The sequence below is a fragment of the Pelomonas sp. BJYL3 genome (assembly GCF_027257975.1).
GTDB lineage: Bacteria > Pseudomonadota > Gammaproteobacteria > Burkholderiales > Burkholderiaceae_C > Roseateles_B > Roseateles_B flavus.
The window spans coordinates 520578-534680 of the sequence record NZ_JANZKX010000003.1 but is presented as its reverse complement, the minus strand read 5'-3'; the positions used below and the strand labels follow the sequence as shown (position 1 = coordinate 534680).

Annotated in this window: 8 protein-coding genes; 2 read left to right on the top strand and 6 right to left on the bottom strand. The window is 67.8% G+C overall.

The features are described from left to right. Positions 1–4: 4 nt before the first annotated feature. Positions 5–841 (bottom strand): zinc-dependent peptidase, encoded by an 837-nt coding sequence (locus tag O9Y01_RS12100; protein ID WP_269631835.1) that lies wholly within the window; start codon positions 839–841, stop codon positions 5–7. Between the two features lie 605 nt (positions 842–1446). Between O9Y01_RS12100 and O9Y01_RS12095 the strand changes: the two genes are divergently transcribed. Further along, on the top strand, positions 1447–4782 hold the full coding sequence (locus tag O9Y01_RS12095; RefSeq protein ID WP_269631834.1) for a TonB-dependent receptor: 3336 nt from the start codon (positions 1447–1449) through the stop codon (positions 4780–4782). Positions 4783–4873: 91 nt separating this feature from the next. On the opposite strand, the gene O9Y01_RS12090 is transcribed toward O9Y01_RS12095, so the two are convergent. From O9Y01_RS12090 to O9Y01_RS12080, 3 genes are read right to left on the bottom strand one after another with little or no spacing between them, the layout of a single operon-like run. Beyond that, positions 4874–5632: a substrate-binding periplasmic protein gene (locus tag O9Y01_RS12090; protein WP_269631833.1), complete on the bottom strand. Its 759-nt coding sequence runs from the start codon at positions 5630–5632 to the stop codon at positions 4874–4876. Beyond that, positions 5629–6597, bottom strand: a complete 969-nt coding sequence (gene ylqF / locus O9Y01_RS12085) for a ribosome biogenesis GTPase YlqF (RefSeq protein WP_269631832.1) — start codon at positions 6595–6597, stop codon at positions 5629–5631. Before ylqF ends, O9Y01_RS12090 begins: the two co-directional genes overlap by 4 nt. A 45-nt stretch (positions 6598–6642) precedes the next feature. After that, positions 6643–9540 (bottom strand): ATP-binding protein, encoded by a 2898-nt coding sequence (locus tag O9Y01_RS12080; RefSeq protein WP_269631831.1) that lies wholly within the window; start codon positions 9538–9540, stop codon positions 6643–6645. Positions 9541–10022: 482 nt separating this feature from the next. Here O9Y01_RS12080 and O9Y01_RS12075 point away from each other — a divergent pair, with 482 nt between their 5' ends. After that, positions 10023–11855, top strand: coding sequence for a M4 family metallopeptidase (locus O9Y01_RS12075; RefSeq protein WP_269631830.1), 1833 nt, complete (start codon positions 10023–10025; stop codon positions 11853–11855). A gap of 171 nt (positions 11856–12026) precedes the next feature. Here the strand turns inward: O9Y01_RS12075 and O9Y01_RS12070 are convergent, their stop codons facing one another. Both O9Y01_RS12070 and O9Y01_RS12065 read right to left on the bottom strand, forming a co-directional pair. Further along, the gene (locus O9Y01_RS12070; protein WP_269631829.1) at positions 12027–12362 is read right to left on the bottom strand and encodes a TonB family protein; all 336 of its coding nucleotides are present in this window, start codon (positions 12360–12362) and stop codon (positions 12027–12029) included. Positions 12363–12406: 44 nt separating this feature from the next. Further along, a complete protein-coding gene (locus O9Y01_RS12065) occupies positions 12407–13951 on the bottom strand; it encodes a methyl-accepting chemotaxis protein (protein WP_269631828.1) in 1545 nt (514 codons plus the stop codon). Positions 13952–14103: the final 152 nt, after the last annotated feature.

Below are 14103 nucleotides of genomic sequence, written 5' to 3'. Positions count from 1 at the left end.
GTCTTCAGGCCAGGGCTGGCGTCTGCCAGTGGCGGGGCTGCAGGCCGTAGTAGTCCGCCAGCAGGCCGTAGAGGCGCGGATGGTGCTGTGCCATCAGCTCGCCCTGCTCGAAGAAGCTCTCGCTGGCCACGGCGAAGAACTCAGCCTCGTCCGTGGCGGCATAGGGATCCAGCAGGCAGGGCAGACCCTGGGCGAGGGCCTGTTTGAGCGCCTGGAATTCGCCCTGCATCACCGCGGCCCAGTGCGCGTGGGCTTCGCGGCTGCCCAGGGGCGGCGCCCCATTGGCGCGGCCGTTGGCCTGGTCCAGCTGGTGGGCGAATTCATGGATCACCACATTGCGGCCATCGTCCGGAACCCGGGCGCCGGCCACCACGTCCTGCCAGGACAGGATCACCTGCCCCTGCTGCCAGGATTCGCCGCTGAGCCATTCGCGCCGCTCCATCTGCACGCCGGCGCCGAGGTCATGCACCCGCTGCACCGCGAAGGCCGCCGGGTAGAGCAGCACCTGGCTCAGCTGGGGATAGACGCCCCGCGCATGGCCCAGCAAGGGCAGGCAGGCCTGCGCCGCGATGAGCACCTTCATGGCGGTGCTGACCTTGAGGCCCCCGCAGCCGATGATGGGCTTCTCCGCGACAAAGACCTGCACCAGCTGCTGCAGCCGGCGTTGCTGGGGCGGCGTCAGGCGGCGGTACAGGGGCCACTCGCGGCGCAGCAGGCTGCGCCAGGCGGCGGGAAAGGGTGCCTGCATCCGGCGTTGGCGCTGCTGGCGGCGCCACCAGGGGGGCAGCAGGAGCAGGCCCAGGGCGAGCAGGCCCAGGAGACCGAGGAGAAGCAGCGACATGAGGGCCCCGGGGAAATGGCGTGGAAGCCTGCACATGGGGTCGCCCGGCGACTCTGCAAGCCCGCATCCCGGGCCGGCGCGACGGTGTGTCAGCGTCGCCTGGGCCGGCGGCGGCCGGGACCCCCTGCGATATGTGCGGCGTCGTCGCCACACTTTGTGACAGCTGCGGGCTTTTGGGGGCTTCCACTAGGGGGGTGATCCAGGCCTGCTGCCAGAATTCGGCCCAGGCGCCTTTGCGCGAGCCTGCCCTTGCCTGCCTGTCATCTGTCTTGCACATGAGTTCGGCACACTGGCGGGCGGCAGGGGGCGAGGCCGGGCGCCTGTGCGCCTGACCGGGTGGAGAGCGGGCCGCGGCCGCTGCTGGCCGCAAGCGGCCGGGTGTTCGGCCGCAGGGCTGGCCTGCCGGCCCCGTTGTTGTCGGAGTGGCTCCTGCATGCGGTTTTTTGTGCTGAGTCCTGTGAGCGAAAACGTTTGGCTTCCTGGGAAATCGAGAAGTAAAACGTTTGCGCTTGATTTGATTTCTGTTGTGTGCACTTGACTCGCCGGCCGGCATGGGCTTGGGCGGGTCTCCGGATTTTTTCATTCTTCCTTGAGGAGTTGTCGGCATGAACGACTTGCATTGGTCTCGCTTTTCCCGCACGGCGCTGAGCGTCGCGGTGGCCATCGTGGCTGCCGCCCCGGCGCTGGCGCAGAACACCACGGCTGCCGTGGGTGGGCGCGTGATGTCGCCCGATGGCAAGCCGGTCGCGGGCGCGACCGTGCTCATCGTGCACACCGACTCCGGCTCGACCAACACCCTGGTCACGGATGCCGAGGGCCGCTACTCGGCCCGCGGCCTGCGCGCCGGCGGCCCCTACGTCATCACCGTGACCAAGGGCAGCGACAGCAACCAGCGCCAGGGCGTCTTCCTGGCCCTGGCTGAGACCACCGCGATCGACCTCACCGTCGGCCCGGCCCAGAACCAGCTGGCGCAGGTCACGATCTCGGGCTCCAGCACCAAGATCAACTCGGCCACCATGGGCTCCGGCACCAACCTGACCGGTGCCGATCTGGCCCAGCAGTTCTCCATGCAGCGCAATCTGCAGGACTACGCCCGCCTGGATCCCCGCATCGCGCAGACCAACAAGGAAAACGGCGAGATCTCTGCCGCAGGCCAGAACAACCGCTTCAACTCCATCACGGTGGACGGCGTGTCCATCAGCGACACCTTCGGCCTGGAAGCCAACAACCTGCCGACGATGAAGCAGCCGGTGTCGATGGATGCCATCGACTCGGTGCAGATCAACCTGTCCAACTACGACGTCACGCAGAAGGGCTACACCGGCGCGAACGTCAATGCGGTGACCAAGTCGGGCACCAACACCTTCAAGGGCACGGCCACCTACGCTTACCGTGACCAGGACCTGGCCGGCCGCCGCTGGAACCGCCCGCCCACCGACACCTTCACCCGCCTGACCCCGTTCAAGGAAAAGCTCTACGGCTTCACCCTGGGTGGCCCCATCATCAAGGACAAGCTGTTCTTCTTCACCGCCTATGAAGAGCAGCACAACTCCATCTCCTCGCCCGCCTTCGGCCCGGCCGGCTCGACGAACGCGACCGCGGTGAACATCACCCAGGCCCAGATCTCTGAAGCCCAGAAGATCATGCAGGACGTCTACAAGGTGGACGCCGGCAGCCTGGACAACGTCAGCGGCCTGGAGCTGAGCGTCAAGGACGTGCTGGTCAAGCTGGACTGGAACATCAACGACAAGCACCGCGCCAACGTCCGCTACACCAAGACCGAGCAGAACGAGCCGACCCTGCCCGGCTTCAGCACCAACCAGCTGGCGCTGAGCTCCTACTGGTACAAAGAGCGCAAGACCATCGAGACGGTGATGGCCCAGCTGTTCAGCGACTGGACGGAAGACTTCTCCACCGAGCTGAAGGTCTCGAACCGCGACTACGAGAAGGCCACGCTGAGCGACACCAACCTGCCGCAGATCAACCTGGTCTGGACCAATGGCAGCAGCCGCACGCTGAACCTGGGCACCGAGCGCAGCCGCCATCTGAACAACCTGAAGACCAAGACGCTGGACGCCTACTTCGCCGGCAACCTGTTCGTGGGCGACCACGAGATCAAGGGCGGTGCCGACCTGTCGCGCAACGAGATCTACAACGTCTTCCTGCAAGACGCCCGCGGCAACTACACCTTCTCCGGCAACGGAGCCCCCGGCTCCGCCACCGACCCGCTGACGCTGCTGCGCAATGGCACGCCGACGTCCTACTCGGTGCAGCTGCCCTTCCCCGGCAAGTCGCTCAACGACTCGATCGCCAACTGGACGCTGACCAACATCGGCTTCTTCCTCCAGGACACCTGGAAGATCAACAAGAAGCTGAACATCACGGCCGGCATCCGCGTCGATGAAGTCAAGACGGACGACCGCCCGGTGGCCAATGCCGCCGCCGCTCAGCCCGTGATCCCCGGCAATGCTGCGACCAATGTGCGCCAGACCGGCGGCTTCGGTCTGGACAACACCGCCAACGTGGACGGCCAGAAGCTGGTGCAGCCCCGCCTGGGCTTCAACTACCAGCTGGACACCGTGGACCAGCGCAAGTCGCAGATCCGTGGTGGCGTGGGCCTCTTCCAGGGCGCGGCAGCCAATGTGTGGCTGACCAATCCCTACCAGAACGTCGGCGCCACGGCGGTCTACAACTGCGGCACCGGCACCACGCCCTGCCCGACCGGCCTGCGCTTCAACCCGGACGGCTCCAGCCAGCCTTCGCTGACCGGCTCGCCCCAGGCCAACGTCGACTTCGTCGAGAACGGCCTGTCGCAGCCCTCCGTGTGGAAGCTGAACCTGGCCTGGGACGGCCAGCTGCCCTGGTACGGCCTGGAAGCCGGCGTGGAATGGCTGCACACCAAGGTCAAGCAAGGCCTGTACTACCAGCACCTGAATCTGGGCACCGTGACTGCTTACGCGCCGGACGGCCGCGAGATGTACTGGAACGCCGCCGGCCGCAGCGAAGCCTGCTGGACGGCCGGTACGGAGTCGGTGAACTCGTCCTGCGGTTCGCGCTTCAAGGCACTGTCCAATGCCAACTACAACAACGTGCTGCTGGCCTCCTCGACCAACAAGGGTGACGGCGACACGCTGACCCTGCAGCTCTCGCAACGCGTGAACAGCAACCTGCGCTGGTCCGTGGCCTACACGCGCACCGCCGCGACGGAAGTCAGCCCGCTGGCTTCCTCGGTCTCGAGCTCGAGCTGGAACAACCGTGCCAACTTCAATCCCAATGAAGACGTGGCGGCCAACTCGCAGTACCTGATCCGTGATCGCATCAGCGCTGCCGTGAACTTCAGCAAGGCCTTCGTCGGCAACTACAAGACCACGCTGGGCGTGTTCTATGAAGGTCGTGCCGGCAAGCCCTACAGCTGGGTCTACCGCAATGACATGAACGGCGACGGTCGCTCGCGCAATGACCTGATGTACATCCCGAAGGGCCCGGGCTCGGGCGAGGTGGTGTTCCGCCTGCCGGGTCAGACCGTGGCGGCCTCCGGCGCTGCGGCCGAAGCGGCCTTCTGGGACGTGGTCAACGGGGACAAGGCCCTGCGCAATGCCAAGGGTGGCGTGGTCGGCCGCAACGCTGCCTTCGCGCCCTGGGTCAACAACTTCGACCTGCGCCTGTCGCAGGAAGTGCGCGGCATCACCGCCGGTGGCAAGGGCGTGATCACCCTGGACATCATGAACGTCGGCAACCTGCTGAACCGTCGCTGGGGCCAGGTGTCCGAGGCGGCATTCCCGTCCACCCGCAGCTTCGTGAACTTCGCCGGCATCACGCCTGACGGCAAGATGGTGTATGCCGTCGCCACGCCGGATCCGCTGGTCACGCCGACCGATGCCGCCGGCCGTACCCGCCTGGCGCAGTGGGGCATGAACCTGACCGCCCGCTACGAGTTCTGATCCCCTGGGCCGGCAGCCGCCGGCCCATGTTCAGCGCCTCGTCAAGGCCGCAGCTCGCAAGGGCTGCGGCCTTTTTCCATGGCCGCGGCCCTCAGGGCTGGGGCGCCCTGGGCAGGCCCAGCGTGCGGATCGCCGCGTCGATGGCCTGCATCGTGGCGTCCGGGGTCTTCTTGCTGCACATCATGTGGCGCTGCAGGCCCGCCGGGAGGTCCGGGAAGCTCAGCGCGCCGAGCTTCTTGCTGACCTCGCCGTGGCGGGTCAGCCAGAGGTAGTCCTCGCGGTCCATGAACATGTAGTCGGCACGGCCGGCACCCAGCATGCGGGTGAGCTGCACGGGCGTCACGGTGGCGCGCAGCGGCGGGGGCGTCTGCTGGCGGATGAGGGCATCGAGCTCGCCGCCATAGGAGATGCCATCGACCACCGCCATGCGCAGCGTGGGGTCCGCCAGCAGGCTGGCCAGGCTGCGATGGGCGCGCACCGCGGCCGCGGAGCGCGGGCCCACGAGCACCAGGTGCGGCAGGTCCTGCGACATGGGCAGGCTGAAGCGCGCGTAGGCCTCGCGCTCCGGCAGCTTGTACCAGCCGGGAGAGCACAGGGGGCGGTCATTGGCCTGCAGCTCCAGCAGGATGCGCTTGAGCGGGGCCTCCTCCATCTGCACGGCGATGCCGGCGGCAGACAGCACCGAACGCGACTGCTCGATCAGCAGGCCCTTGGGCTGGCGGTCTTCGGTGTAGGAGTAGGGCGGCTTGTCGCGGTAGAGCAGGGTCAGCGGGCGATCGTCCTGCGCCAGGGTCGGGCGCGCGAGCAGCAGCAGTCCGGCGAGGGCGAGGGGGCGACGGGCGAGCTTCATGCGTCCTCTTCTTCGACCGCGTCCCAGCTGTCCCGGCTGGATCGGCCCTTGCGCGCGGCCTTCTTCTCCTGGGCCAGGCGCTCGCGCTCGGCATCGGCGATGGCGGCGGCGGCGGCCCAGGACTTGAACTCCTCGGGCGTTTCCAGGGTGATGCGACCCAGCACGCCCTGGCGGAACTCGTACATGAGGATCTCGGCGGCCTTCTGCAGGTTGACGCGGCCACCGCCCAGCACGGCACCGCGCTTGCGGCCGATGGCCTCCAGCAGCTCGTCGTCCTTGAGGGACTCGATGGAGCCCTCGAGCCGGTAGCGCGCCTGCAGCAGCGGCGCGTAGTTCAGGCGCAGGTAGTCCAGCAGCTCGAGCGCCACCTCTTCCTCGTCCAGCGCATTGCGCCCGACGGCGCCGCTCGCGGCAAGGTTGTAGCCGCTCTCCGGAATGCTGATGCGCGGCCACAGCATGCCGGGGGTGTCGAAGAGGTAGGCGTCCTGGTCCAGCGTGATCCGCTGCTCGACCTTGGTGATGCCGGGCTCGTCCCCCGTCTTGGCGGACTTCTTGCCCACCAGCGTGTTGATCAGCGTGGACTTGCCCACATTGGGAATGCCGCAGATCAGGATGCGCAGGGGCTTGCTCATGCCGCCGCGCAGCGGTGCCAGCTCGCGGCAGGCGGCGACGAGGGCCTTGGCCGGCGCCTTGTTGCCGGCGTCCAGCGGCAGGGCGCGGATGCCGGGCAGGGCGTTGTAGTGGTCCAGCCAGAGCTGGGTGCGGGCGGGATCGGCGAGGTCCTGCTTGTTCAGCAGCTTGAGGCTGGGCTTGCCATCGGTCAGCGAGGCCAGCAGGGGATTGGCGCTGGAGCCGGGCAGGCGCGCGTCAATGAGCTCGATGACAACATCGATGCCCTGCTTCATGCGCTCCTTGATGGCCTTGCGCGTGGCGTGCATGTGGCCCGGAAACCATTGGATGGCCATGCTGGGGTGTCTTTCCTGTGTCGCGGTACGGAGGGTGTCTGGCCGCTATTGTCCCGTAGCCGGAAGAGGGGGCGGGCGTCCTTCGCTCGCGTTCGCCGGGGCGAATTCCGTGGCCCCGAGGTGCAGCGGCGCTTCCCCCTCGGTGGGGCGCAGCGGCGCCTGGCGGGGCAGGTCGAGGATGAAGCAGGTGCCCTGGCCCGGGCTGCTCTGCACGCGCAGCCGGCCGCCGAAGAGCTGCTCGACGATGTTGTAGCTGATGGACAGGCCCAGCCCCGTGCCCCCACGGCCGAGCTTGGTGGTGAAGAAGGGCTCGAAGACCCGGTGCAGCAGCTCGGGGGCGATGCCCTGGCCGTCGTCGGCGAATTCCAGCGCCAGCCAGCCAGAGTCGGTGCTGCGCGCGCGGATCGTCATCACGCCCTCGCGGGAGCTGTCCTCGAAGGCATGGAGCAGGGCATTGTTGATGAAGTTGCTGAGCACCTGGCCCAGGGGGCCGGGGTAGGCGTCGATCTCCAGCCCGGGCGGGATGTCGATCTCCACGCGATGGCCCGCCTTGCGCACCACGCCCATCATCGTGGCGACGATGTCCGTGACGGTGAGGGCCAGGTCGAACACGCGCCGCTGCTCGCTGGTGCGGTCCACGGCCACCTGCTTGAAGCTGGCCACGAGACCGGCCGCCGTCTGCAGGCCGCGGTGGATCAGCTGCGCCGCCTGCCGTGCGTCGTCGAGGTAGCGGACCAGGCTGCTGCGGCGCAGAGCGTTGGTGCTCATGGCGGCCTCGATCTCGTCGGTCTTGTTCTGCAGCGTGCCTGCCATCAGCAGGGAATTGCCGATGGGCGTATTGAGCTCATGGGCCACGCCCGCCACCAGGGCGCCCAGCGCCGCCAGCTTCTCCTGGGCGGCCAGCTGCTTCTGCGCGTCACCGAGGTCGCTGTAGGCTCGGGCGTTGTCCAGAGCGATGGCGGTGTAGGCGCTGAGCGTGCGGAACACCAGTCGCTCCATCTCGCCGTAGGCATTCTGCAGCGGCGACTGGATGGTCATCACGCCCAGCACGCGGTCCCCCACGGTCAGCGGCGCGAAGAGCGCGCTGAGGGTGCGCATGGTGCCGGGCACCTGGCTGGGGTCGGACCCGTCCGGCGCCAGGGCCACCAGCAGCTCGCGGCGCTCGCGCAGCGCGCGGGCCGCGTTGCTCTCCTCGGCATCAAGCCGGATGCGGTGGGGCGGCAGGTGCTGGCCGTGCTCCACGTCGAAGACCGAGCTCATGGTGAGCCCGTCGGCGTCGATCAGATAGACGGCGATGCTGCGCGCATCCAGCAGGGCATGGACATGGCGCTCAAGCACCGCGAACACCGAGGGCGCGTCCAGCTTGGTGGTGATCTCCTGGCCGATGGCCCCCAAGCGCGCCAGCGTGCCGCTGGTCTGCTGGGCCATCTCCGCCCGCTGAGCCTCTGCATGGGCCAGGGCGCGGTGGTGGGCGGACTCTGCCCGCTCGCTTTCCGTCATGTAGCGCAGCTGCATGGCGAGCATGCGCCCGGTGACGTCCTGGCCATGCATGCGCTCACGCAGCGCGCCGGCCCGCACGGCCGCCTGGTAGGCCACCTCGAAACGGCCCAGGTCGGCATTGGTCTGTGCCTGCAAGTCCAGCAGCTCGATCGGCGGAGAGTAGTGCTGGATGCCGGAGGCAGCGGTCAGGGCCTGGTCCAGGTGCCCGGCGGCCTGCACCAGCTGCCCGGCATCCGGCTGCTGGCGGTGGCGCTCCCGCGCGATCTGGGCCAGGACCATGTGGGCCATGACCTGGAGGTCGCCGACCTGCGCGTGGCGCGCATCGTCGAGGCCGGACTGGGCGACCTGCTGGGCTTCGTCCAGCCGGCTCAGGCGCATCAGGGCCAGGGCGCGGCTGCGGCGCAGGTCCATGGCCAGGTCCCGGGACTCGGCGCGGGACTCCAGCGCATTCAGGCGCTCCAGCGCTTCGGTGTACTGCTGCTGGTCGAGCGCGAGTTCGGCCCGGTAGCGCAGTGAGATCGCGTAATAGCGGGAGGCCTGCAGCGGCCGCAGGGTTTGCTCGGCTTCGTCCAGTCGCTGCCGGGCCAGGTCCAGCCGGCCCAGGTGACGCAGGGCCTCGCCCACCTGGCTCTGGCAGCTGCCGACGGCGCTGGGCCAGCCCGTGGGCAGGGCCAGGTCCAGCCCGCGCTGCACCCACTCCAGGGCGGCGTCATGGTCGTTGAGGCTGGTGAAGGCGTTGCCGATATTGCCGGCCGCGATGATGGCCAGGTGCAGTTGCCCGCTGGACAGGGCCAGCTGGTGGCAGCGCACATAGGCCTCGATGGCCTGGGCGTAGTCGCTGCGCCGGAAGGCGCGGGTCGCCCGCAGCTGCTGCAGCGCCGCCTGCACATAGGCAGGACCGTCGGAGGCCTGCTGCAGCCGGGCGCAGATGTCCAGCTCGGGCTCTTGTCCGCGCAGGACTTGCAGGCGAGCCAGCACGGCGCGGTAGTAGGTCTCGCGCGCCTGATCGCCGGCCTGGCGCGCCCACTCGGCGGCACGGCGCAGGCACTGGTCGCGCTCGGCGAAGTTGCCCGTGCCGGTGGCGATGCCGGCCTGCACGCCCTGCAGGTCCGCCGCCAGGACGAGGCTGGGTGCGCCTTGCTCCGGCAAGCTTGCCAGCAGTGCCGAGGCTTCCGGAAGGCGGGCCTGCAGGCGCAGCAGGTCGGCCTGGGTCAGTCGGGCAAGCCAGTGCTCCTGGGGGCTCAGGGCTTTCCCGCTCCTCTCGCTTTCCCGCGTGGCGATGGCAAGACAGTCCTGGGCCTGGTGGCTGTCTCGCTCCCGCAACTGCCAGGCCAGGTGGATGCAAGAAGACGTTTCAGTGGGCAGCAGATGCAAGACGCCCTGGCCATACCAGGGCTGCAAGGCATCGTCTGTGTCGTACAGGGCGTCGAACTCACCGGGCATGACACGCGGGACCTGTGGGCTGCGAAAGACCTGCATCTTGCCTGAGTCCACCGCCCCCGCAAACGTGTGCCGCAGGGGGCGGCCCCCCTGCGCTGCGCAAGCCGGTGATCTTTGGCGAATCGTGCCCGGTCCGGCCGCCTGTCGCCCGCTTGTGCGATTTGCGATTCGAAGGCAGCGCAGCAAGCGGGGGAAATATGGATGTCAGATTTGACAGGTAGCCCCGCTAATAGCGCTGGCTAGCATCCGCTCCCACCTGCTAGGCACGGCTGTTGGAGGTATGGCGGTCGCGTGGAGCAAGGGCGCCGACAAGGCGCCCGGATGCGAGCTATCCCTGGTCGATGGCGCGTATTCCGGACTTGTCGGCAAGGCTGGGCGCTATCACCCAGGCGCTCACGTCGACGAGGACCGGTCCATGGCCCCACCAGGTCAGACTGGATATACACCAGGGGAAAACCCCTGACAACAAGCAAAGAGAGAGCAAGATGAGCAAGCAAATGAAGACGGCGCTGAAGGGCGCTTTCGCCCTGGCCGCCGTCACCCTGGCTGTGCAAGCCATGGCCGCCGACCGTGAAGAGCTGAACCTGCAGGTCAGCAATGGTGGACAGAACGCGCTGCGTACGTCCAGCAATGGTCAGTCCAACGCTGCCGCCGCCCTGGGCCTGGCCGCCGACGAGCTGAAGTCCGTCGCCAGCAAGACCTACGCCAGCGGCCGCGTGGTGACCCGTCACCAGCAGATGTTCCAGGGCGTGCCCGTCTGGGGCGAGGCCATCGTTGAACACAACGACGGCGCCACCAGCAGCTTCTCCGGTGCCCGCATCCGCAACATCACCAACGACCTGGCTCACGGCCGCCCAACCCTGAACCAGAACGCCGTTCTGGCCCAGCTGAAGGCCCAGGCCCGCGCCAACGGCCAGACCGAGAACGAGCAGGCCAAGCTGTACGTCAAGCTGGATGACAGCGGCAAGGCCCGCCTGGTCTACCACGTCAGCTTCCTGACCGGCCACGCCGTCGGCAAGCCCGAGCGTCCCAACTTCCTGGTCGACGCCAACACCGGTGAAGTCCTGCAGCAGTGGGAAGGCATCCACCACGCCAACGGCACCGGCCCTGGCGGCAATGCCAAGACCGGCCAGTACGAGTACGGCACCACCGCCGGCAAGGGCTACCTGGACGTCACGCAGAGCGGCTCCACCTGCTCGCTGAACAGCACCAACGTTGCCACCGTCAACCTGAACGGCGGTACCTCGGGCTCGACCCCGCACAGCTTCACCTGCCCCCGCAACACGGTGAAGGCCATCAACGGCGCCTACTCGCCGATGAACGACGCCCACTACTTCGGCAACGTCATCTTCAACATGTACACCGGCTGGCTGGGCGTCCGCCCCATCAGCCAGAAGCTGCTGATGAAGGTGCATTACAGCTCCAGCTACGAGAACGCCTTCTGGGACGGCTCGGCCATGCACTTCGGTGACGGCGCCTCGACCTTCTACCCGCTGGTCTCCCTGGACGTCGCCTCGCACGAAGTCAGCCACGGCTACACCGAGCAGAACTCCGGCCTGGTGTACTCCGGCATGTCCGGCGGCATGAACGAAGCCTTCTCCGACATGGCCGGCGAAGCCGCCGAGTACTACATGAAGGGCTCGAACGACTGGAAGGTCGGCTACGAGATCTTCAAGGGCACCGGCGCACTGCGTTACATGGACGATCCCACCAAGGACGGCCGCTCCATCGACCACGCCAGCAAGTACACCAGCAGCCTGGACGTGCACTACAGCTCGGGCGTGTACAACAAGGCCTTCTACCTGCTGGCCACCAAGGCTGGCTGGAACACCCGCAAGGCCTTCGAAGTCTTCGCTGACGCCAACCGCCTGTACTGGACGGCCAACAGCACCTTCAACGCCGGCGCTTGCGGCGTGGAGAAGGCTGCCACCAGCCGCGGCTACACCACCGCTGACGTCACCGCTGCCTTCAGCGCTGTCGGCGTGAGCTGCTCGGGCACCGGTACCACCGCCACCCCGCTGACCAACAACGTGGCAGTGACCGGCATCAGCCTGGCCACCGGCGCTTCCAAGCTGTACAGCATCGTGGTTCCGGCCGGCAAGGCCAGCCTGACCATCAAGCTGTCCGGCGGCACGGGTGACGGCGACATCTACGCTCGCATGACCACGGCGCCCACCACGACTTCCTACACCAAGAAGTCCGATGGCAGCACCAACACCGAGACCATCACCTTCACCTCGCCGGCTGCCGGCACCTACTACATCCTGGTCAACGCTTACTCCACCGTGAGCAGCACCAGCCTGAAGGCCACGTACTGATCGGTCACGATCCCTGCGCGGAATGAAAACGCCGGGCAGCCGCCCGGCGTTTTTTTTGCCCCGCGAGACCAGTGAAGGCAAGACCTGACCCTGGCTCCGCTCCGGCCAGCCGCCCATGAAAAAGGCCCTCGATCGCTCGAGGGCCTTTGTACTTGCAGCGCCTGGGAGGGCTCAGTCGTCGTTCTTGAAGACCAGCTTCACTTCGTGCGTCTGCTTCTCGCCGCCGGCCTCGAAGCGCCAGTCCATCAGGGCCGTGGTCACGGCGCGGTCGAAGACACGGCGCGGCTCGGCTTCGATGATGTCCACGCCGGACACCTTGCCATCGGCCTCGATGCTCAGCTTGGCCTTGACGGTGCCGGCGCTGATGCCCTTCTGGGCGGCTTCACGCGGGAACTCCGGGGCAACCTTCTTGATCAGCTTGGGCGAGGCCTGGGCGCCGAAGGCCAGCAGCAGGGCGGCGACGGCCGGCAGGAACTTGGCGCTGAGGGACAGGGTGTTCTTCTTCATGGGGGTCTCTGGAGTGCTACTACGGGAAAAGGGAACAGGCGGGTTCAGGCGCGGAAGAATCCGACCGCGCTGAGCAGGCGGCTGGAGCTGTCGCGCAGGGCTTCGGTGGAGCGGCTGAGTTCCTCGACCAGGGTGGAGTTCTGCTGCGTGGCGCGGTCCAGCTCGTTCATGGCGCCGTTCACCACGCCCACGCCGCTGGCCTGCTCCTGGGCCGAATGCGAGATCTCCTCGATCAGCTGGCCCATGTTGTTGACCTCGTCGACCACGCTGCGGATGGTCGCGCCGGCGTTGTTGACCAGGGCCGTGCCGTTCTCCACCTTGACGGAGGATTCCTGGATCAGCACCTTGATCTCCTTCGCGGCCTGCGCGCTGCGCGAGGCCAGGGCGCGGACCTCCGAAGCCACGACGGCAAAGCCCTTGCCGTGGTCGCCCGCACGCGCGGCCTCCACCGCCGCGTTCAGGGCGAGGATGTTGGTCTGGAAGGCGATGCCGTCGATCACGCCGATGATGTCGCCGATCTTGCGCGAGCTGGTGCTGATCTCTTCCATGGTGGACACCACCTGGGCCACCACCTGGCCACCGGCCGAGGCCGACTGGCGAGCCTTGCCGGCGATGCCGGCGGCCTTGCGCGTCAGCTCGCTGGCGCCGGTGAGGTTGGCGGCGATCTGCTCGACCGAGGCCGCCGTGTTCTGCAGGCTGGCCGCCGAACGCGCGGTGCGGTCCGAGAGGTTGCCATTGCTGTTGGCGATGGCGCTGGAGTTCTGCGCCACCTCGCCGGCGGCATCGGACACGCTGCTCACCACGCCGGACAGCGCTTCCTGCATGTCCTGCATGGCCTGCAGCATCTGGCCCAGCTCATCACGGCCGCTGGCCTGGATGCGGTAGGACAGGTCGCCCGAGCTGATGGCCTGCGCGGCGTCCTTGGCCTGGCGCGCCGGCACGATGATGGAGCGCGAGATGGCCACGCCACCGCCGCCGCCCACCAGCACCGCCACCACGACCAGGCCCAGGGTGATGGCCACCGAGCGGCTGGCCAGCGCGGAGCCGGACTCCGCCAGCGAGCGGGCGCTCTCGAACTTGGCCTCGACCAGGCTCTTCAGGCCTTCCTGGTAGGCCTGCTGGGCCGGGCGCACGTCGGTGATCAGGCTTTCGCGGGCCTCGTCGGGGCTGCCGTCGGCCTGCACTTTGAGGAACTTGCTCACGGAGGCCAGGAAGCGCGCCTGGCGTTCCTTCACCTGGGCGACGATGTCGCGTTCCTTGTCGTCGTCGACCTGGGCCTGCAGCTCGCCGAGGTGCGTCTCCAGGTTCTGCATGGCGCCGTCGATGGCCGCCTTCTGCTTCTTGATCTGGCGGGCCTCGTCCAGCAGCAGCAGGTCGCGCGAGGCGCGGGCGATGATGTTGACGTCACTCTCCAGCGCATTGGCGGCGGCGATCTTGACCAGGCTGGAGTTGGCCGTGCGGTCCAGGTCCTTGGCGAGGTGGTTGGCATTGGCCGCACCGTAGGCGCCAATGGCCATGAGCAGCAGGATCAGCAGCGCGTAGCTCACGGCCAGACGCTGGCCGATGCGCAGATGGGACAGGAATTGCATCAGGTGACCTCAGAAACGTCGATTCGGACCGGGCTGCGCATGCAAGGCGCCAGACATCTCGGCGCCAGCAGCGGTCCCGGCGCGGGCAGTCGCCCGGCCTGGGAAGCCGCCTGGCATGGCAGCGAACCCGGTCGCCGCTTCCGGGCCCCTGC

Coding starts and splice junctions, on each gene's coding strand:
- O9Y01_RS12065 (WP_269631828.1), bottom strand. CDS start 13,951: ATGCAATTCCTGTCCCATCTGCGCATCGGCCAGCGTCTGGCCGTGAGC.
- O9Y01_RS12075 (WP_269631830.1), top strand. CDS start 10,023: ATGAGCAAGCAAATGAAGACGGCGCTGAAGGGCGCTTTCGCCCTGGCC.
- O9Y01_RS12095 (WP_269631834.1), top strand. CDS start 1,447: ATGAACGACTTGCATTGGTCTCGCTTTTCCCGCACGGCGCTGAGCGTC.
- ylqF (WP_269631832.1), bottom strand. CDS start 6,597: ATGGCCATCCAATGGTTTCCGGGCCACATGCACGCCACGCGCAAGGCC.
- O9Y01_RS12070 (WP_269631829.1), bottom strand. CDS start 12,362: ATGAAGAAGAACACCCTGTCCCTCAGCGCCAAGTTCCTGCCGGCCGTC.
- O9Y01_RS12090 (WP_269631833.1), bottom strand. CDS start 5,632: ATGAAGCTCGCCCGTCGCCCCCTCGCCCTCGCCGGACTGCTGCTGCTC.
- O9Y01_RS12080 (WP_269631831.1), bottom strand. CDS start 9,540: ATGCCCGGTGAGTTCGACGCCCTGTACGACACAGACGATGCCTTGCAG.
- O9Y01_RS12100 (WP_269631835.1), bottom strand. CDS start 841: ATGTCGCTGCTTCTCCTCGGTCTCCTGGGCCTGCTCGCCCTGGGCCTG.